The following is an 18,085-nucleotide window of genomic DNA, read 5'->3' on the forward strand; positions in this document are numbered from 1 at the left end:
TCTTACGGGGAGAGGGTCGGGGTGAGGGGCGCCCTCCGCGCAAGCGGTCAGAGTGAGACTCGCGGAGGCTCCCCCTCAACCGGAATTTTCTATGCAAATTCCGGCCTCTCCCCGCACGCGGGGAGAGGCGAAGAGATCACCCAAACCGGTGCTTATACCGCTCCACCGTCAGCGCACTCACATCGATGTCCGGCTTCTTGCCCGACAGCATGTCGGCGAGCACGCGACCCGAACCGCAGGACATGGTCCAGCCGAGGGTGCCGTGGCCGGTGTTGAGGTGGAGGTTGGCGAATTGCGTCGGGCCGATCACGGGCGGGCCGTCCGGCGTCATCGGACGCAGGCCGCTCCAGAACGTCGCCTTGGCGAGATCGCCGCCGCACGGAAACAGATCGGACAAGGAATGATCGAGCGTGGCCCGGCGCGCGTCGTAGAGCTTGTCCGAATAGCCCGAGATTTCGGCGGTGCCGCCGACGCGGATGCGGTTGCCCAATCGCGTGATCGCGACCTTGTAGCTCTCATCCATCACGGTCGATTCCGGCGCGCCGGAGGCCTCCTTGATCGGCACCGTGATCGAATAGCCCTTCACCGGATAGACCGGCAGCGAAATGCCGAGCGGCGCAACCAGCCGCGACGACCAGCTGCCGAGCGCGAGCACGTAAGCATCAGCCTGCAACATGCCGGCGCTGGTCGCGACGCCGCTGACGCGCGCGCCGTCGGTGACGATACGGTCGATCGAGGTGTTGAACATGAAGCGCACGCCGAGCGCCTCGGCATGCTTGGCCAGCGCCTGCGTGAACATGTGGCAGTCGCCGGTCTCGTCCTGCGGCAAGCGAAGCCCGCCTACGAACTTCTGCTTCACGCCGCCGAGTGCCGGCTCGACCGCGATGCAGCCCTCGCGACTCAGCACCTCGAAGGGCACGCCATATTGCTTGAGCACGGCGATGTCCTCGGCGGTGCCGTCGAGCTGGGCCTGGTAACGGAACAGCTGCAGCGTGCCTTGCGAGCGCTCGTCATACTGGATGCCGATGTCGCGGCGCAGATCGCGCAAGGAATCGCGGCTGTATTCCGCGATCGGGATCATCCGGCTCTTGTTGACCGCGTAACGCGCACTGGTGCAGTTGCGCAGCATCTTGAGCAGCCAGACCCACATCACCGGATCGAGCTTCGGCCGGATCACCAGCGGGCCGTGCTTCATCAGGAGCCACTTCACCGCCTTCACCGGCACGCCGGGGCCGGCCCAGGGCGAGGAATAGCCGGGCGACACTTCGCCGGCATTGGCGAAAGAGGTCTCCAGCGCCGGCTCGGGCTGACGGTCGACGACCGTGACCTCGTGGCCGGCACGCGCAAGGTAGTAGGCAGAGGTGACACCGATGACACCGCTGCCGAGGATCAGAACTTTCACGCTTGGTCAAACTCCCGCGGCATCACGCTCGCCGCTGCAAGGAAACAACTCGCAACGGCGAGAGCAATTATCAGGCCACCCGCTTGATGGCGTCACCCAGGATCGACACGATGTCGTCGATGTGGCTCTTCTCGACGATCAACGGCGGCGACAGCGCAAAGGAATCGCCGCTCATGCGGAAGTACAGCCCGCGATTGAAGCAGTCGACCATGACGTCGTAGCCACGCGCACCGACCGCACCGTCACGCGGCGACAGCTCGACCGCGCCCATCAGCCCGCAATTGCGGATGTCGATGACGTTGGGCAGGCCCTTCAGCGAATGCAGCGCATCGCGCCAATAGTCGGCGATCGAGGCGCCGCGCGTCAGCAGGCCTTCATCCTTGTAGATGTCGAGCGTCGCAATGCCGGCGGCGCAGGCGGTCGGGTGCGCCGAATAGGTGTAGCCATGGAACAGCTCCATGACGTTTTCCGGGCCGATCATCATGGCGTCATGCACCTTGCGATGCGCGAACACCGCGCCGCACGGAATGGTGCCGTTGGTGATGCCCTTGGCGGTGGTCATCATATCAGGCGTGACGCCGAAGAAGTTGGCGGCGAACGGCGTGCCGAGGCGGCCGAAGCCGGTGATGACCTCGTCGAAGATCAGGAGAATGCCGTGCTTGTCGCAGATCTCGCGCAGGCGCTGCAGGTAGCCCTTCGGCGGCGGCAGCACCGCGGTCGAACCGGGCACCGGCTCGACGATGACGGCAGCGATCGTCTCGGCGCCGTGCAGAGCCACCAGACGCTCGAGATCGTCGGCGAGCTCGGCGCCGTGCTCGGGCTGGTCCTTGGCGAAGGCGTTGCGGGTGAGATCGTGGGTGTGGCGGATGTGGTCGACGCCCGGCAGCAGGGTGGCGAAGGCGCGGCGGTTGGCGACCATGCCGCCGACCGAGGTGCCGCCGAAGCCGACGCCGTGATAGCCGCGCTCACGGCCGATCAGGCGGGTGCGGCTCGCCTGGCCGTTGGCGCGGTGATAGGCGAGCGCGATCTTCAGCGCGGTGTCGACCGATTCGGAGCCGGAATTGGTGAAGAAGATCCGGTCGAGGCCCTTCGGCGCGATCTCGGCGAGGCGCTCGGCGAAGTCGAAGGCCAGCGGATGGCCCATCTGGAACGACGGTGCGAAGTCCAGCGTCATCAGCTGGCGCTCGACTGCGGCGGCGATCTGCTTGCGGCCGTGGCCGGCATTGACGCACCACAGGCCGGCGGAGCCGTCGATCACCTTGCGGCCGTCGACGGTGGTGTAGTGCATGCCCTCGGCCGAGGAGAACAGGCGCGGCGCCTTCTTGAACTGCCGATTGGCCGTGAACGGCATCCAGAACGAGTCGGTCTTGATAGTGTTCGGAATCTGATGAAGGGTCACGGCCGCGCTCCTTTGCTGACCCTCTAGCAGAGCCACGGCTTCAAAAGCGCAACAAGTCCTTTTCTGGTAACCTGCAAGCCATTGATTTCGCTGGGGCTGCCGGTCCATATTTGCGCGATCCGCAACACCTGCAACACAGGACTTGGCTATGAGCGTCGACATCGGTGGACGGCTGCGATTCATCCGGGCGCGTCACAAGCTGTCACAGCGCGAGCTGGCCAAGCGCGCCGGGGTCACCAATTCGACGATTTCGCTGATCGAATCCAACCAGATGAACCCCTCGGTCGGCGCCCTCAAGCGTATCCTCGACGGCATCCCGATGGGGCTCGCCGAGTTTTTCGCGCTGGAGCCGGAGTCGAGGCGCAAGATCTTCTACCGCGCCGAGGAGCTGACCGAAGTCGGCAAGAAGCCGATCTCCTATCGGCAGATCGGCGACAATCTGTTCGGCCGCAGCCTGCAGATCCTGAAAGAGCGCTACGAGCCCGGCAGCGACACCGGGCGCGTCCACCTCGTCCATGACGGCGAGGAAGGCGGCATCGTGATCTCGGGCAAGCTCGAAGTCACCGTCGAAGACGAGCGGCGCATCCTCAATCCGGGCGATGCCTATTATTTCGAGAGCCGCCGCCCGCACCGTTTCCGCTGCGTCGGCGGCAAACCGTGCGAGGTGATCTCGGCCTGCACGCCGCCGACGTTCTGAATCGCGAACAGTCGCATCCGGAAGGTTCCGGGCGGCCACCGGTATCTTACGGTGGTTGAGCCATCTCAATTTCCGCGCGCCGGACCGCTATATATTACGAACCGTAGCCGAGCAGCCTGGCTTAGAGGTGCTGAGGTTATGGCCCCGGACTCCTGGGTACTCCGGGGCCGCTTCGTAACAGGGGCTCGCGCATGAAGACCACTCTTGCCAATGCGGAAGCCGCGCTCGACGAAGTCCTGCGCGACACCGACAAGCTCCGTTCGCGCGAGCTGCGCAAGGCCATCGCGAAATACATCGAAGTGCAGAAAGAGCAGATCAAGGCTCTCCGCAGGATGATGAACTGATCGTCCGCCGCAGAGCGAGCGGGCCTCGCTCCGCCTGCCGCCTCAACGCTGCGCCAGCAACTCCTCAATCCGGATCGGGAATTTGCGGACGCGCACGCCAGTCGCATGCCAGACCGCGTTCGCGACCGCGGCGGCACTGCCGGTGATGCCGATCTCACCGACGCCCTTGATGCCGAGCGCATTGACGTGCGGGTCGTGCTCCTCGACCGTGATCACGTCGAGCGGCGGCACGTCGGCATTCACGGGAACGTGGTACTCGCCGAGATTGGCGTTCATGATCCGGCCGCTGCGGCGGTCGGTGACGGCCTCCTCGTGCAGCGCAAAGGAGAGGCCCCAGATCATGCCGCCGAACAGCTGGCTTTGCACCATACGCGGGTTGACGATGCGCCCGGCGGCAAAGGCCCCGACCATGCGGGTGACGCGGACCTGACCGAGTTCGGGATCGACCTTCACTTCCGCGAACACCGCGCCATGGGCATGCATGGCATATTCCTCCATCGCCGCGGGGTTCGGCGCACCGGTGCCGTGCGCCTCGACCTCGGCGACGCCGGCGCGCGCGAGGATCTCGGCATAGCTCTCGCCGCGGCTCTCGTCATCGCGCCGGATCAGTCTGCCGTCACGCGCGATCACGCCGGCATTGCCGGCGCCGAACAGCGGAGAGCGCTCGTCATTGGTGGCGAGATCGGCGAGCTTTGCGATCACGGCCGCGCCCGCGCTGTGGATCGCCGCACCCGCGGTTGCGGTGTGCGCGGAGCCGCCGGCGATGCCGGCATCGGGCAGGTCCGATGTCCCCGCCTTGAACGTGACGCGGTCGACATCGAGGCCGACGGCGTCGGCCGCGATCTGCGCCAGTGCCGTCCAGGCACCCTGCCCCATGTCGTGTGCGCCGATCTCCATCACGCCGGAGCCGTCGCGGCGGATCGCCGCGCGTGCTTCGGCCTGGAACATCAGCGCCGGGAAAGTCGCCGTGCCCATGCCCCAGCCGACCAGCAGGCCGGCATCGTCGCGCATCTGACGCGGCTGCAGCGGACGCTTCGCCCAGCCGAAGCGCGCCGCGCCCTGATCGTAGCAGGCCCGCAGCGCCTTTGACGAGAACGGTTTTCCCGTGATCGGCTCGACCTCGGCATAGTTCTTCAGGCGGAAGGAAAGCGGATCGATGCCGCAGGCCCACGCCATTTCGTCGATCGCGCTCTCCAGCGCAATCGAGCCGGTCGCCTCACCGGGTGCGCGCATGAACAGCGGCGTGCCGGTGTTGACGCGCACGGCGTCATGCGAGGTGCGGATCGCAGGCGCCGCATAGAGTGTGTGCGAGGCATCGGCCGCGGGCTCGTAAAAATCGTCGAACGTACTCGATACGGTCCGCGCATGGTGATCGAGCGCGGTGAGGCGCCCCTCTCCGTCGGCACCGATGCGCAGGCGCTGGCGCGTCGGCGCGCGATGGCCGACCGGGCCGTACATCTGCTCACGGCGCAGCACCAGCTTGACCGGCTTGCCGACCAGCTTCGCCGCCATGATGCCGAGGACCGGCGGGCCGCCCATGAGCCCCTTCGAACCGAAGCCGCCACCGAGGAACGGGCTGCGGATGTGGATCTTGTCGTGCGCGATACCGAACAGCTCGGCGATGCGCGCAAGCGACAGCTTCAGGCCCTGGGTCGGCATGTCCACGGACAGCTTGTCGCCATCCCAGTGAGCCACGACCGCATGCGGCTCCATCGCGTTGTGATATTGCGGCGGCGTCTCGTAGGTCGCGTCGATCTGCGTCTCGGCCGAGGCAAGGCCCGCCTCGACATCGCCGCGGTGATTTTCGGTGGGGTTGCCGACGCCGACGACGGGCGGCACAAAACTCTCGCCGGCATCGAGGCCGATGAGCGCAGGCAGCGTCTCATAGCGCGGCGCCAGCAGCGCGGCACCTTCCGTCGCGGCTTCAAGCGTCTCGGCGATCACGACCGCGATCGGCTGATTGGCGTAGCGGACCTCGTTGCTCTGCAAAGCCTCCATCCGAAACACGAAGGGATTGGTCTTGATCTCGGGGTCGATGGCGAGGGGTGGCTTGTGGTCGGACGTCATGACATCGACGACGCCGGGATGGCGCTTGGCGGCGGCGACATCGAGCGACGCCACACGTCCGCGCGCGATGCTGGAGGTCGCGATCACCGCAAACAGCATGCCGGGCGGATGATTATCGGCAGCATAGGTCGCCTGCCCCGTGACCTTGAGGACGCCGTCACGACGGGTCAGCGGCTGGCCGATATTAGAGCCGTGGCGCAGATGGGCAGGCGCACTGGTGAGGTTGAGCTCAGGCATGGATGGCTCCTGATGTCGAGGCAAAGGGAGAGGCCGGCAGTGCGGGCAGGCGCGCGGGCGTACCGGCGGCAGCGAGGGTCAGCGCGCGCACGACGATGCGGCGTGCGAGCTCGATCTTGAAGGCGTTGTCGCCGGACGGCTTTGCGTCGGTCAGCGCACGCCAGGCGGCTTCCTGGAAGGCATCGGTCGTGGGCGCGACGCCCTTGAGAACGTCCTCCGCAGCGCTGGCACGCCAGGGCTTTGCGGCGACACCGCCGAGCGCAAGCCGCGCTTCGGCGATCCTGCCGTTCTCGATCCGCAACGCAGCAGCGGCCGAGACCACCGCGAAGGCGTAGGAGGTTCGCTCGCGGACCTTGAGGTAGCGCGCATGCGGGGCAAACTCGCGCGCCGCCGGCGGCAGGCGCACTGCAACGATGAGATCGCCCGGCTCGAGCGCGGACTCGCGCTCGGGCGTATCGCCGGGCAGGCGATGCAGCTCGTCGAGCGCGATCTCGCGCCGGCCCGCCCGCCCCTCGATCTCGACGACCGCACCGAGCGCGACCAGCGGCACGCAGAAATCGGAGGGATGCGTGGCGATGCAGCTCTCGCTCCAGCCGAGCACCGCGTGGGTGCGGTTCTCGCCGCCGCGCGCATCGCAGCCGCTGCCGGCCTCGCGCTTGTTGCAGCGGCTGGCAGTGTCGTAGAAATACGCGCAGCGCGTCCGTTGCAAGAGATTGCCGCCGACGGTCGCGGCATTGCGCAACTGCGCGGATGCCCCGGAGAGAAGGGCTTCGGCGACGGCGGGATAGGACCTTGCAAAGTCCGCATCATGCGCGAGATCGGCGTTGCTGACGAGCGCACCGATGCGCAAGGACCCATCGGCGAGGCGCTCGATGCCGTCGAGCCCATCGAGATGCGTGACGTCGACCAGACGATCCGGACGGCTGACGCCGCCCTTCATCAGATCGAGCAGATTGGTGCCAGCGGCGAGATAGACCGCGCCCGGCTGGGCAGCGGCGGCAACCGCTTCAGTGACGGTGGCAGGCCTGACGTAATCGAACGGTTTCATGCGGAGCGCCTCTGATCGCTTTCGTCCATCTGTCCTTGCGCATCGAGCACGGCATCGACGATGCCGGCATAGGCGCCGCAGCGGCACAGATTGCCGCTCATGCATTCGCGGATGCGTTCGGGATCGTTGCCGGCCTGGCCTTCGCCCATCATGCCGATCGCGCTCATGACCTGACCCGGCGTGCAGAAGCCACACTGAAATCCGTCATGGGCGATGAAGGCGGCCTGCACGGGGTGCAGCTGGTCGCCGCGCGCAATGCCTTCGATGGTGAGGATGTCGGCGCCGTCATGACTGATCGCGAGCGCGAGGCACGAGTTGATGCGCTTGCCGTCGACCAGAACAGTGCAGGCGCCGCACTGGCCGCGATCGCATCCCTTCTTGGTTCCGGTGAGATGGAGGCGCTCACGCAGGAGATCGAGCAGCGTGACGCGTGGATCGTCGAGGACGAAGTCGCGCCGCGCACCGTTCACGGTGAGGCTGATGGAGTGGTTCATACAAGGCTCCGATCAGATTTGGACATGAGTGATCGCGCAGCGCGCCACCGTCGTGGCCGCCGTCGATCCAAATTGACCGGGCAGAAGCCGGCCAACATCGAGGCGAAGATACGGAGGCTCCCTCCGCTTAACAAGGGCCGGTGGAAAAATATTGGAATTGGTCAAAACCCCGTGCGCCACCAACGCGATGCAGCCCGGCAAGGGTTCAACGAGGGTTCAATCTAACCAATTCGTGATCTACATTGCCTGATATGGACGACCACACCGACCAGACCCGGAAGCCCCGCGCCGATGCCGTGCGCAATCGCGAGCGCGTGCTCGAAGCCGCCAAGGCCGTGTTCAACGCGGGCGGCCCGGAGGCGAGCCTGGAGGCCGTCGCCAAGCGCGCCGGCGTCGGCATCGGCACGCTCTATCGGCATTTTCCGACGCGTGAGGATCTGTTCGAGGCGGTGTACCGGCGCGAGGTCGGGCAGCTCAGCGAGCTTGCCGAGCACCTGCGAACCGCAAAGGATCCGGTCGAAGCGCTGCGGCGCTGGCTGCGGTCCGCCGTCGAATTCGTTGCCACCAAGAAAGGCATGTCGGCCGCGCTGGCGCTGGCGTATCAGAGCTCGTCGGAACTTGCCGTTTTCTCCATGGAGCGGCTGACCAAGGCGATCGGCTCGCTGCTCGCGCGCGCGGTCGCAGCCGGCCAGATGCGCGCCGATATCAGCCCGGAGGACCTGCTGCGGGCGTTTTTCGGGATGTGCTACATGCACGATCAGCCGGGATGGCAAGCCTCGGTGCTGCGCCTGCTCGACGTGTTCGTCGACGGATTGCGGGTGCAATCCGCTGCCAAGGCCAAGGCGCGCGCGGCCAGGCCAGACAAGCCCGCGGTGAAACGGAAGCGATAGCGCGCCCGTATTGCCCTGAGGTCATGCTAGGATCAGCATTGCCGGGATTTCAACGCGGAGCCTGTCATGCGCATTGCCGCCTTGCTGGTCGCTCTCAGTATTGCCTTCAATCCCATCTCAGCACGCGCCGACGATGTCGCGACGGCGCAGGGCGTGATCCGGGCCCAGGAGCAGGCCTTCGCCCGCGACGATGCGAGCGCGGCCTATTCCTTTGCCGCGCCGGCGATCCGGGAGATCTTTCCCGCGCCGGACATCTTCATGGCCATGGTGCAAAGCGGCTACGCGCCGGTCTACCGGCACAAGAGTTTCGAGTTCGGCGAGAGCAAGATCGAGGGCGGTTGGATTGCGCAGCGCGTCCACATCGTCGATGCCAATGGCGAGGCCTGGGAAGCCCTGTACACGCTCGAGCAGCAGGCGGACGGCAGTTACAAGATCACCGGCTGCTCGCTGCTGAAGGCGGGACAGGCGGTTTAGGTTGCGAAGCCAGGTCCGGTCCTGACCGACTTCATCCGCGAGCGGATCAACAGCAACACGACGATGCCGATATTGAGCGCGTTCCACGCCACGCCGTTGGCGAACGCCGCGGCGTAGGAGCCGGTGGCATCGAAGATGATGCCCGACACCCAGCCGCCGAAGGACATGCCGAACACCGAGGCGAAGATCACGATGCCGACGCGCGTCGCCGCCTCGCTCGCCGGCATCGCCTCGCGCACGATGATGGCATAGCTCGGCACGATACCGCCCTGGAACAGGCCGAACATCGCGGAGATGAGATACAGCGAGGCGAGGCTGTCGAAGAACAGATAGAACACCAGCGCGAAGCCCTGCGCCACCGATCCCACCAGCAGTGTGCGGATGCCGCCGATCTTGTCGGCGAGGAAGCCCGAGCCGATCCGGCTGACGATGCCGCAGGCCATCATCAGCGACAGCATCTCGGCGCCGCGCGCCACGCCATAGCCGAGATCGCCGCAATAGGCGACGATATGCACCTGCGGCATCGCCATGGCGACACAGCAGGAGATGCTGGCGATCGAGAGCAGCACCGTCAGCGTGTTGGTCGAGAGCTTGAGATCGACGCGCGGCGGTGGCGCATTGGCGTGATCGTGGACCTTGTCGTCGCCCATCTGCGCACGCAACACCAGCACCAGCATCGTCATCAGGCTGACGCAGACGATGCCGATGCCGATATGGGTGTGACGCCAGCCAACCTCCTGCATGCCCCAGTTCACGATCGGCGGCCACATCGTGCCGGCGAAGTAATTGCCGCTGGCGACGATCGTCACGGCAAGGCCGCGATAACGCTCGAACCAGTGCGAGGCCTCCGCCATCAGCGGCGCGAAGGTCGCCGACGTTCCGAGGCCGATCAGGAAATACGCCGCCACGAACTGCCAGAGATGCGCGGACAGCCCCGCGAGCACATTGGCAACGCCGAGGAAGGCGATGCTGATCGCCATCGCGGGCACGATGCCGAACCGGTCGGTGATCTTGCCGGCGATCACGCCGCCAAGCCCGAAACCGAACATCATCAGCGTGAAGGCGAGCGACACCGCGCCGCGTGTGGCACCGAATTCCGCTTGCACCACGGGAATCACGACCACGACCGCCCACATGCCGACGGCGCCGATCGAGCCGATCACAAGCGCAATAAGCAGCCGCATCCAGGCCTGACGGGAATCAGGGCTGAATGAATCAGAGCTTTGTCCTGGATGATTGGGCGCGTGCACGCGCGGAACATGTTCGCGGATCGCCTTGCGGTCAAGCATCGTGGCGCGATATTGGGCATGCGCGGTGCACTGCGGTAATAAGTTCTTGGCGAACGCGCGTTTTGCGATTAGTTTGCAATCTGCGTGAGCAAATCGCCGCGCGGAACACATGTCGGCGGAATGTTGCTGCGTTTGACACGAGCGATGCGGATCAGGGTGGGGCGGATCATCGCCCTCGCCTATCTGTTCTGCGTGCTCGCGCCGGCCGCAAGCCTCGCCTTGGGCAGCGGCCCGGCGCCGTGCCTTGATGAGGCCCTGCTGGCAGATCCCGCACCAGTCCATCATCAGATGGGGGCGGGTCATGCGCACGACGGCGCATCGCACGACCACGCGGGGGTGCACGCGCATCACCAAGCCAAGCAGGACGCGCCGGCTCAGCATGACCATGGCGGCAAGGGAACAGTCGGCCCCTGCTGTGCGATGATGTGCGTCAGTGGGTTGCCGGCCGATCTGCCGGTCGTCGCGACGCTGGTCCAGCCAATGTCCACCTGTGCGGCCGAGATCGTGGCCAGCCTGCACAGCGCGGCGCCGCCCCTGCACTACCGTCCTCCCATCGCCTGATCTGACACGACGATTTCGGGCCGTTGCGCGCTTTTGCGCGCGCGGACCTGTGGTCTTTCAGATCAGGGATGAATCATGCTTGCGCTTTCCGGGGCGAAGTTCGCCGCCGCATCCGCGGTGGGTGGACGACATTTTCGATTCCATTGGCCGCTGCTGGCCGCACTTGCGCTGGCGCTGTCCGGCTGCACCCCGGCAACGACGCAAGTCGCCGGCGCCGATCCCGCCGATCCCTCGGCGAAGGTCGCGCCTGTCGGCTATCGGTCGACCATTGCGCCCTACACCAGCCTGCGGCCCGCAGCGCCGGCGCCGTGGCGCGATCGCAACGACGCCGTCGCGCCGCGGCCGAAGCAGGACCGGTAGGAGCGCGCCATGACACATCAATTCGCGCCAAGCCTGCTCGTTCTCGCCGCGCTCGGCCTTGTCGCACCCGGACTTGCCGGCTGCGCCGTGTTCTCGCCCGACAGCGGCATGAGCGCGGTCTCCGAGCTGACGAGCCAGACCATCAACAAGGATGTCGCCTTCGTTCGCACGCCCGAGGGAGCGGGCGCGGTTGACGCGCGCGTTCGCCAGTTGTTGTCGCGGGCGCTGAGCGTGGAGGCCGCCGTTCAGATCGCACTGCTCAACAACAAGGGATTGCAAGCCGCCTATAACGAGCTGGCGCTGGCCGAGACCGATCTGGTCGAGCAGAGCCTGCCGCCCAATCCCGTGTTCTCGATCTCGCGGATCTCAGGCAACGGCGCCAGCGAGATCGAGCGCCAGGTGGTCGGCGACATTCTTGCGCTCGCCACCCTGCCGTTCCGCTCCGACATTGCCCGCGACCGATTCCGACAGGCGCAGCTGCGCGCGGCGCTGGCGACCTTGCGGCTCGCCGCCGACGTCCGCGGCACTTACGTGCGCGCTGTCGCCGGCAACGAGATGGTGGCGCTGCTGACGGATGCGAAGGCGACGGCGGAATCGACCGCACAGCTTGCGGTCAAGCTCGGCGAGACCGGCTCGCTCAACAAGCTCGACCAGGCCCGCGAGCAGGTGTTCTACGCCGAGACCACCGCCGACCTCGCCTCCGCGCGCCAGGCGGCGACGAGCGCGCGCGAAAGGCTCGCGCGGCTGATGGGATTGTGGGACGGCGGCCTCGACTTCCGTCTGCCCAATCAATTGCCGCCGCTGCCGCGCCGGCCGCAGGCACTGCCCTCGATCGAGGCCGATGCGGTAGCCCATCGCATCGATCTGCAGATCGCCCGGCTGGAGCTGACGGCGCTGGCGAAGTCGCTGAACCTCACCGAGGCGACCCGCTTCGTGACGCTGCTCGATCTCGCCGGCATCTCCCGCCGCACCAGGGATCCCGAAGGCGCGCCGTTCCGCGAACGCGGCTTCGACGTCCAGTTCCAGATCCCGATCTTCGACGGCGGCGAGGTGCGGATGCGACAGGCGGCAGAGATCTACAATCTCGCCTTCAACCGCCTGACCGAGCGCGCCGTGAACGTGCGCTCGGAGGCGCGCGATGCGTATCGGACTTACCGATCCACTTACGACATCGCCAGCCACTACCAGCGCGAGATCATCCCCTTGCGCAAGATCATCACCGAGGAGATGCAGCTCCGCTTCTCCAGCATGCAGGTCGACATCTTTGCGCTGCTCACCGAAGCACGACAGCGTCTGGCCTCGCTGCGCGGCGCGATCGACGCCCGGCAACGATTCTTCCTCGCCCAGTCCGACCTGCAGACCGCCGTCAATGGCGGCGCGCCTGCTGCGAGCGGCGACACTTCAACCACCATCGCCGCGGCAGCGCCTGCCGACGGCGGCCACTGAGATGGAGGCCGACATGTTTTCCCGCAGAGGATTTTTGGGCACCGCCGCGCTGGTCGGCGCATCCGCGGTGCAAGGCCGTGTGCAGGCGGCATCGATCCCGGAAGCTGCGCACATGGACAAGGTGGTGATGCAGCCGCCGCTGCACCCCGTCAGCGGACCGGACTATCGCCCCGTCGTGACGCTGAACGGCTGGTCGCTGCCGTTTCGCATTAACGGCGACTGGAAGGAATTCCATCTCGTCGCCGAGCCCGTGGTGCGCGAATTCGCCGAGGGCATGAAGGTGAATCTGTGGGGCTACAACGGCCAGTCGCCGGGCCCGACGATCGAGGCGGTCGAGGGCGACAAGGTCCGGATCTTCGTCACCAACCGCCTGCCCGAATACACCACCGTGCACTGGCACGGCATGATCATTCCGAGCGGCATGGACGGCGTCGGCGGGCTGACCCAGCCGCACATCCAGCCGGGAAAGACCTTCGTCTACGAGTTCGAGATGAGGAAGAGCGGGACCTTCATGTACCACCCGCATTCCGACGAGATGGTGCAGATGGCGATGGGCATGATGGGGATGGTCGTCGTGCATCCGCGCGATCCGAACTTCCGACCCGTCGACCGCGACTTCGTGTTCGTGATGAGCACCTATCGCGTCGATCCCGGCACCTATCTGCCGCTGGTCAACGAGATGACCGACTTCAACATGTGGACCTGGAATGCGCGGGTGTTTCCCGGCATCGACCCGCTGCCGGTGCGGCTCGGCGACAAGGTGCGCGTGCGCATCGGCAATCTCAGCATGACCAACCATCCGATCCATCTGCACGGCCACGCCTTCGCGGTGACCTGCACCGACGGCGGCTGGGTTCCGGAGAGCGCGCAATATCCGGAGACGACGACGGACGTGCCGGTTGGCGCCGTTCGCGTGTTCGACGTGCTCGCCGACAATCCCGGCGACTGGGCGTTCCATTGCCACAAGTCGCATCACACCATGAATGCGATGGGGCACGAGGTGCGCAATCTGATTGGCGTGTCGCGCAAGGACCTCGCCAAGGCCGTCGGCAAGCTCGCGCCCGACAGCATGGCGATGGGCTCGACCGGCATGGCGATGGGCAACATGGAGATGCCCGCGCCCGACAACACGCTGCCGATGATGACCGGCACTGGACAGTTCGGCCCGATCGAGATGGGCGGCATGTTCACCGTGATGAAGATCCGCGAGGACCTCGCGCGCGACGATTATCGCGATCCGGGCCCGTACAAGTTTCCGCAAGGCACCGTCGCCTACGAGGTCGAGGCGCCCGATGCGGCACCAGTGCGGCAACCGGGCAAGCCGACCCACAAGATGAAGATGTGAGCGTTTCGATGAACCACCAACTGGAGATGACGATGAAGACGATCAAGCTCGGCCTCGCGCTGGCAGCGCTTTTGACCGCGCCGGCCCTTGCTCACGACAAGCACGGGCACGCGACCTTTTCGGCCGGCGAGCCCGGCGACCCCAACAAGCCCGCGCGCACCATCGAGATCCTGCTGAACGAGATGGACTACGCGCCTGCCAAAATCGAGGTCAAGCGCGGCGAACAGGTCCGCTTCGTGCTGCGCAATGTCGGCAAGGAGGACCACGAATTCCTGCTCGCCACCACCAAGGAGAATCTCGCGCATGCCGTCGAGATGAAAAAGCATCCGCACATGGAGCACGACGATCCCAACGGCGTCAGACTCGCACCGAACAAGACGGCCGAGATCCTCTGGAAGTTCAGCAAGCCCGGCACGTTCGAATATTCGTGCCTCATTCCCGACCACCGCGACTACGGCATGGTCGGCCACGTCACCGTCAAGTAACGCGAAGGGAGTCTGCCATGAACCGCATCATTCGTATTGCCGCAGCGCTGACGCTGACTGTCGGCCTTACCACTGCTGCCCTCGCGGCCGGGGCCGCCGCGATCAGCGGCGAGGTGAAAAAGATCGACGAGGGCGCCGGCAAGATCACGCTCAAGCACGGGCCGGCCAAGAGCCTCGGCATGGAGGACCCCATGACCATGGTCTACCGCGTCAAGGACCCCGCGATGCTCAAGCAGGTGAAGGTCGGCGACAAGGTGACCTTCGAGGCCGAGGAGGCGGCCTCGGGGTATACGGTGACCAGGATGGACAAGGCGAAGTAGGAGCCTTCCACTCGACTGTCATTCCGGGGCGCGCCGCTTGGCGCGAACCCGGAATCTCGAGATTCCGGGTTCGATGCTTCGCATCGCCCCGGAATGACGGCCTTGGGCCCCGAAATACCCCTCCCCGCCCTCTTCCCGCCCCCGCGTTAACCCTTTGCTAACCATACACCGGGCAAAAATTGCCGGGTGAAGTCGAGTGTCGTCAGCCGCGTAGAACGGGAGCTCCCGTGGACGCCAGTGCGGTGCCTCACTTTCGGAACGGCGGCCCTTCGGCCGCCGCGCAGACGTTTGGGGCGCGCGGACGGCAGTCGCGCGGGGAGGCAGCTACCATGGTCGACGTCACCGCGGGACAGGGCGTAGGCACCGCAAGGCCCTCGATTCCCTCCCTCAACGAGATCGTCAACGTCCTCAAGCGCGGCGACATCGCGCTGGCGCTCGGCATCCTCACCATCCTGGTGGTGCTGATCCTGCCGCTGCCCGCGATCGTGCTGGACCTGTTCCTGGCGATCTCGATCACGCTGTCGATCCTGATCCTGATGACCTCGCTGTTCATCCAGACACCGCTGGAATTCTCGGCCTTCCCGACCATCCTGCTGATCTCGACCATGCTGCGCCTGTCGCTCAACATGGCTTCGACCCGGCTGATCCTGTCGCACGGGCACGAGGGCACGGCTGCCGCCGGTCACGTCATCGAGGCCTTCGGCAGCTTCGTGATGGGCGGCAATTTCGTCATCGGCATCATCGTCTTCGCCATCCTGATCATCGTCAATTTCGTCGTCATCACCAAGGGTTCGGGCCGTATCGCCGAGGTCGCCGCCCGCTTCCACCTCGACGCCATGCCCGGCAAGCAGATGGCGATCGACGCCGACCTCGGCGCCGGCCTGATCGACGAGAAGGTCGCCAAGCACCGCCGCAAGGAGCTGGAGGACGAGAGCGGCTTCTTCGGCGCCATGGACGGTGCCTCCAAATTCGTCCGCGGCGACGCCATCGCCGGCCTCTTGATCGTCTTCATCAACGTCGTCGGCGGCATGATCATCGGCGTGGCGCAGCAGGGCATGTCCTTTGCCGACGCCGGGCGCAGCTACACGCTGCTGACCGTCGGTGACGGCCTCGTCACCCAGGTGCCGGCGCTGATCGTCTCGACCGCCGCCGGCCTGCTCGTCTCCAAGGCCGGCGTCTCCGGCGCCGCCGACAAGGCGCTGATGAAGCAGTTCTCCGGCTATCCGCAGGCGCTCGCGATGTCCTCGGCGGTCATGCTGGTGCTGGCGGCCCTGCCGGGCATTCCGACCATTCCCTTCCTCGCACTCGGTGCCGGCGCCGGCGCGCTGGCCTGGCACGCCCGCAACCACAAGAAGACGTCCGTTCAGGCCGAGGAAGCCGCCATGGCCGCGCCTGCTGCCGGTCAACCCGGCGCACCGGGCGCTGCTGCGGCCGAGGAGCCGATCTCGGCGGCACTCAAGATCGACGACCTCAAGATCGAGCTCGGCTATGCGCTGCTGCCGCTGGTCAACGGCCCCGACGGCACCGACCGCCTGACCGAGCAGATCAAGGCGCTGCGCCGTTCGCTCGCGATCGAGATGGGTTTTGTGATGCCGGCGGTGCGCATCCTCGACAACGTCCAGCTCGAGGCCAACACCTACATCATCAAGATCAAGGAGGTCGACGCCGGCACCGGCAAGATCTGGCCGAACCAGTTCATGGTCATGGACCCCGGCGGCAGCCAGGTGCAGGTGCCCGGCATCCACACCACCGAGCCGACCTTCGGCCTGCCCGCGACCTGGGTCGACGCCAGTCTCAAGGAGGAGGCTTCGCTCAAGGGCTACACCGTCGTCGACGCCGCGACCGTGCTCTCGACCCACCTCACCGAGCTGCTCAAGGCCAACATGTCGGACCTGCTCTCCTATGGCGAGGTGCAGAAGCTGCTCAAGGAGCTGCCGAAGGAGCAGAGCGAGCTGGTCAAGGACATCGTGCCGGGACAGGTCACGGTCTCCGGCATCCAGCGCGTGCTGCAACTCCTGCTCGCCGAGCGCATCTCGATCCGCGACCTCTCCACCATCCTCGAAGGCATCGCCGATTCGCTCGCCTTCTCGCGCAATCCCGCCACCATGGTCGAGCATGTCCGGGCTCGCCTCGCGCGGCAGATCTGCGCGCAGAACACCTCCTATGCCGGCTATCTGCCGCTGATCGCGCTGTCGGCGCGATGGGAGCAGGCCTTTGCCGAATCCATCATCGGCCAGGGCGAGGAGCGCAGCCTTGCGATGCAGCCCTCGAAATTGTCGGAGTTCATGACCGGCGTGCGCGAGGCGTTCGAGCGCGCCGCCCGCGAAGGCGAGGCGCCGGTGCTGGTCACGTCTGCGGCAATTCGTCCCTTCGTCCGGTCCCTGGTGGAGCGGTTCCGGGCCCAGACGACGGTGCTGTCGCAGGCCGAGATCCACCCCAGGGCGAGGTTGAAAACGGTCGGAAGCATCTGATTTGCCTTAAGAAGCCGTGTGTTTTTTGGACACAGGCAAATGGTTTTTGAGTTCCTGGCGCCTTGTGGACCAACCCTCGACAAGGCGCCTGAGAAACACATTACAGCCTTGAAATAATTACCAAAACGCACGATCAAGGGTCGCTTTTGATCGCGATCTTTCACGTCCTGTCACGCTCTTGTGATGGCCTCTTGGGAACGAATCCCCCCAATACTAGGTTATTGGGCACCGGAAGCATGAACCTGCCTGAAACGGCCGGCGACTACTTCGGGTAGATGGCGGCAGGAGGCTTCCATGAACCACTCGATCTACAGCGCAGATCGCGCGACCCATTTGAAAGTCGTGGTCGTCGCCCTCGTCGCAGGGATCGCGGTGGCGGGCCTCGGCATCACGGCACGCACGGGTTCGGACGAAGGTCTGACCCAGAGCGCCCGCGTCATCAAGGCCGACAAGCCGGTTGTTATCACCAGCGCGAATGCGTCCCTCGTTCGCTAAGGAGATCTGACGAGTTTTGTGAATTCACGCGGCTCTTTACCAGCCCCCCAAAGTCGCCACGTGGATATGTAGACGACCCCAACCCCAAGTCGACTACAGAAAGCGCCCGCCCCCCACGGGCGCTTTCTCATGTCTGGGGTGATGTTTCGGTCGCGTGCAGACCTCACCCCAAATTCGTCATCGCGAGCGAAGCGACGTGTCCGCCGAAGCCCTTGGCGAAGGCGCAAGCAATCCGCCCACTCTCGTGTGCCGGACGCGCTG

18 protein-coding genes are annotated in these 18,085 nt (G+C 65.8%); 12 read left to right on the forward strand and 6 right to left on the reverse strand.

The window, feature by feature from the left end; genetic code table 11:
• Positions 1-136 precede the first annotated feature (136 nt).
• The gene (locus BM190_RS09850) at positions 137-1,402 is read right to left on the reverse strand and encodes a D-amino acid dehydrogenase (RefSeq protein WP_092253897.1); all 1,266 of its coding nucleotides are present in this window, start codon (positions 1,400-1,402) and stop codon (positions 137-139) included.
• A gap of 70 nt (positions 1,403-1,472) precedes the next feature.
• Complete coding sequence (gene aptA / locus BM190_RS09855) at positions 1,473-2,801, reverse strand: omega-aminotransferase AptA (RefSeq protein WP_177236993.1); 1,329 nt, start codon at positions 2,799-2,801, stop codon at positions 1,473-1,475.
• 148 nt (positions 2,802-2,949) lie between these two features.
• Here aptA and BM190_RS09860 point away from each other — a divergent pair, with 148 nt between their 5' ends.
• Complete coding sequence (locus BM190_RS09860; RefSeq protein ID WP_008561958.1) at positions 2,950-3,498, forward strand: cupin domain-containing protein; 549 nt, start codon at positions 2,950-2,952, stop codon at positions 3,496-3,498.
• Positions 3,499-3,689: 191 nt separating this feature from the next.
• A complete protein-coding gene (locus tag BM190_RS40340; RefSeq protein ID WP_177236994.1) occupies positions 3,690-3,842 on the forward strand; it encodes a hypothetical protein in 153 nt (50 codons plus the stop codon).
• Between the two features lie 42 nt (positions 3,843-3,884).
• Here BM190_RS40340 and BM190_RS09865 read toward each other — a convergent pair whose 3' ends face one another.
• Genes BM190_RS09865 through BM190_RS09875 form a run of 3 tightly spaced genes read right to left on the reverse strand, consistent with a single transcriptional unit; the run spans position 3,885 to position 7,688 of the window.
• Positions 3,885-6,146: a xanthine dehydrogenase family protein molybdopterin-binding subunit gene (locus tag BM190_RS09865; RefSeq protein ID WP_092253901.1), complete on the reverse strand. Its 2,262-nt coding sequence runs from the start codon at positions 6,144-6,146 to the stop codon at positions 3,885-3,887.
• On the reverse strand, positions 6,139-7,194 hold the full coding sequence (locus BM190_RS09870; protein WP_092253903.1) for an FAD binding domain-containing protein: 1,056 nt from the start codon (positions 7,192-7,194) through the stop codon (positions 6,139-6,141). The genes BM190_RS09865 and BM190_RS09870 overlap by 8 nt, the downstream gene beginning before the upstream one ends.
• A complete protein-coding gene (locus BM190_RS09875; protein ID WP_092253905.1) occupies positions 7,191-7,688 on the reverse strand; it encodes a (2Fe-2S)-binding protein in 498 nt (165 codons plus the stop codon). Before BM190_RS09875 ends, BM190_RS09870 begins: the two co-directional genes overlap by 4 nt.
• A gap of 251 nt (positions 7,689-7,939) precedes the next feature.
• On the opposite strand from BM190_RS09875, the gene BM190_RS09880 reads away from it, so the two are divergent.
• Positions 7,940-8,578 carry a TetR/AcrR family transcriptional regulator gene (locus BM190_RS09880; RefSeq protein WP_092253907.1) on the forward strand — a complete coding sequence of 213 codons (639 nt, stop codon included), beginning with the start codon at positions 7,940-7,942 and terminating at the stop codon, positions 8,576-8,578.
• 66 nt (positions 8,579-8,644) lie between these two features.
• Positions 8,645-9,052: a DUF4864 domain-containing protein gene (locus BM190_RS09885; RefSeq protein ID WP_092253909.1), complete on the forward strand. Its 408-nt coding sequence runs from the start codon at positions 8,645-8,647 to the stop codon at positions 9,050-9,052.
• On the opposite strand, the gene BM190_RS09890 is transcribed toward BM190_RS09885, so the two are convergent.
• Positions 9,049-10,236: an MFS transporter gene (locus BM190_RS09890; RefSeq protein ID WP_177236995.1), complete on the reverse strand. Its 1,188-nt coding sequence runs from the start codon at positions 10,234-10,236 to the stop codon at positions 9,049-9,051. The two genes, BM190_RS09885 and BM190_RS09890, sit on opposite strands and share 4 nt — an antisense overlap.
• Positions 10,237-10,461: 225 nt before the next feature.
• Between BM190_RS09890 and BM190_RS09895 the strand changes: the two genes are divergently transcribed.
• From BM190_RS09895 to BM190_RS09930, 8 genes are all read left to right on the forward strand, one after another.
• Positions 10,462-10,902 carry a hypothetical protein gene (locus BM190_RS09895; protein ID WP_092253913.1) on the forward strand — a complete coding sequence of 147 codons (441 nt, stop codon included), beginning with the start codon at positions 10,462-10,464 and terminating at the stop codon, positions 10,900-10,902.
• 75 nt (positions 10,903-10,977) lie between these two features.
• Positions 10,978-11,262, forward strand: a complete 285-nt coding sequence (locus BM190_RS09900; RefSeq protein ID WP_092253915.1) for a hypothetical protein — start codon at positions 10,978-10,980, stop codon at positions 11,260-11,262.
• A gap of 9 nt (positions 11,263-11,271) precedes the next feature.
• On the forward strand, positions 11,272-12,708 hold the full coding sequence (locus BM190_RS09905; protein ID WP_092253917.1) for a TolC family protein: 1,437 nt from the start codon (positions 11,272-11,274) through the stop codon (positions 12,706-12,708).
• A gap of 13 nt (positions 12,709-12,721) precedes the next feature.
• Entirely contained in the window at positions 12,722-14,053 is a 1,332-nt protein-coding gene (locus BM190_RS09910) for a multicopper oxidase family protein (RefSeq protein ID WP_092254020.1), read from the forward strand.
• Between the two features lie 8 nt (positions 14,054-14,061).
• Positions 14,062-14,538, forward strand: a complete 477-nt coding sequence (locus tag BM190_RS09915) for a cupredoxin domain-containing protein (protein WP_409362478.1) — start codon at positions 14,062-14,064, stop codon at positions 14,536-14,538.
• 17 nt (positions 14,539-14,555) lie between these two features.
• The gene (locus BM190_RS09920; protein WP_092253921.1) at positions 14,556-14,858 is read left to right on the forward strand and encodes a copper-binding protein; all 303 of its coding nucleotides are present in this window, start codon (positions 14,556-14,558) and stop codon (positions 14,856-14,858) included.
• Positions 14,859-15,187: 329 nt separating this feature from the next.
• Complete coding sequence (gene flhA / locus BM190_RS09925; protein WP_177236996.1) at positions 15,188-17,329, forward strand: flagellar biosynthesis protein FlhA; 2,142 nt, start codon at positions 15,188-15,190, stop codon at positions 17,327-17,329.
• Positions 17,330-17,623: 294 nt separating this feature from the next.
• On the forward strand, positions 17,624-17,824 hold the full coding sequence (locus tag BM190_RS09930) for a hypothetical protein (protein ID WP_092253926.1): 201 nt from the start codon (positions 17,624-17,626) through the stop codon (positions 17,822-17,824).
• The last annotated feature ends 261 nt before the right edge of the window (positions 17,825-18,085 follow it).

Origin of the sequence: Bradyrhizobium sp. Rc3b, from assembly GCF_900114915.1 — a bacterium.
Taxonomy (GTDB): domain Bacteria; phylum Pseudomonadota; class Alphaproteobacteria; order Rhizobiales; family Xanthobacteraceae; genus Bradyrhizobium.

What these genes read in the sequence shown, in the direction of transcription:
- BM190_RS09875 (WP_092253905.1), bottom strand. Translation starts at nt 7,688, where the DNA reads ATGAACCACTCCATCAGCCTCACCGTGAACGGTGCGCGGCGCGACTTC.
- BM190_RS09905 (WP_092253917.1), top strand. Translation starts at nt 11,272, where the DNA reads ATGACACATCAATTCGCGCCAAGCCTGCTCGTTCTCGCCGCGCTCGGC.
- BM190_RS09880 (WP_092253907.1), top strand. Translation starts at nt 7,940, where the DNA reads ATGGACGACCACACCGACCAGACCCGGAAGCCCCGCGCCGATGCCGTG.
- BM190_RS09900 (WP_092253915.1), top strand. Translation starts at nt 10,978, where the DNA reads ATGCTTGCGCTTTCCGGGGCGAAGTTCGCCGCCGCATCCGCGGTGGGT.
- BM190_RS09870 (WP_092253903.1), bottom strand. Translation starts at nt 7,194, where the DNA reads ATGAAACCGTTCGATTACGTCAGGCCTGCCACCGTCACTGAAGCGGTT.
- BM190_RS09910 (WP_092254020.1), top strand. Translation starts at nt 12,722, where the DNA reads ATGTTTTCCCGCAGAGGATTTTTGGGCACCGCCGCGCTGGTCGGCGCA.
- flhA (WP_177236996.1), top strand. Translation starts at nt 15,188, where the DNA reads ATGGTCGACGTCACCGCGGGACAGGGCGTAGGCACCGCAAGGCCCTCG.
- BM190_RS09915 (WP_409362478.1), top strand. Translation starts at nt 14,062, where the DNA reads ATGAACCACCAACTGGAGATGACGATGAAGACGATCAAGCTCGGCCTC.
- BM190_RS09920 (WP_092253921.1), top strand. Translation starts at nt 14,556, where the DNA reads ATGAACCGCATCATTCGTATTGCCGCAGCGCTGACGCTGACTGTCGGC.
- BM190_RS09890 (WP_177236995.1), bottom strand. Translation starts at nt 10,236, where the DNA reads ATGCGGCTGCTTATTGCGCTTGTGATCGGCTCGATCGGCGCCGTCGGC.
- BM190_RS09860 (WP_008561958.1), top strand. Translation starts at nt 2,950, where the DNA reads ATGAGCGTCGACATCGGTGGACGGCTGCGATTCATCCGGGCGCGTCAC.
- BM190_RS09895 (WP_092253913.1), top strand. Translation starts at nt 10,462, where the DNA reads ATGTTGCTGCGTTTGACACGAGCGATGCGGATCAGGGTGGGGCGGATC.
- BM190_RS40340 (WP_177236994.1), top strand. Translation starts at nt 3,690, where the DNA reads ATGAAGACCACTCTTGCCAATGCGGAAGCCGCGCTCGACGAAGTCCTG.
- BM190_RS09865 (WP_092253901.1), bottom strand. Translation starts at nt 6,146, where the DNA reads ATGCCTGAGCTCAACCTCACCAGTGCGCCTGCCCATCTGCGCCACGGC.
- BM190_RS09885 (WP_092253909.1), top strand. Translation starts at nt 8,645, where the DNA reads ATGCGCATTGCCGCCTTGCTGGTCGCTCTCAGTATTGCCTTCAATCCC.
- BM190_RS09930 (WP_092253926.1), top strand. Translation starts at nt 17,624, where the DNA reads ATGAACCACTCGATCTACAGCGCAGATCGCGCGACCCATTTGAAAGTC.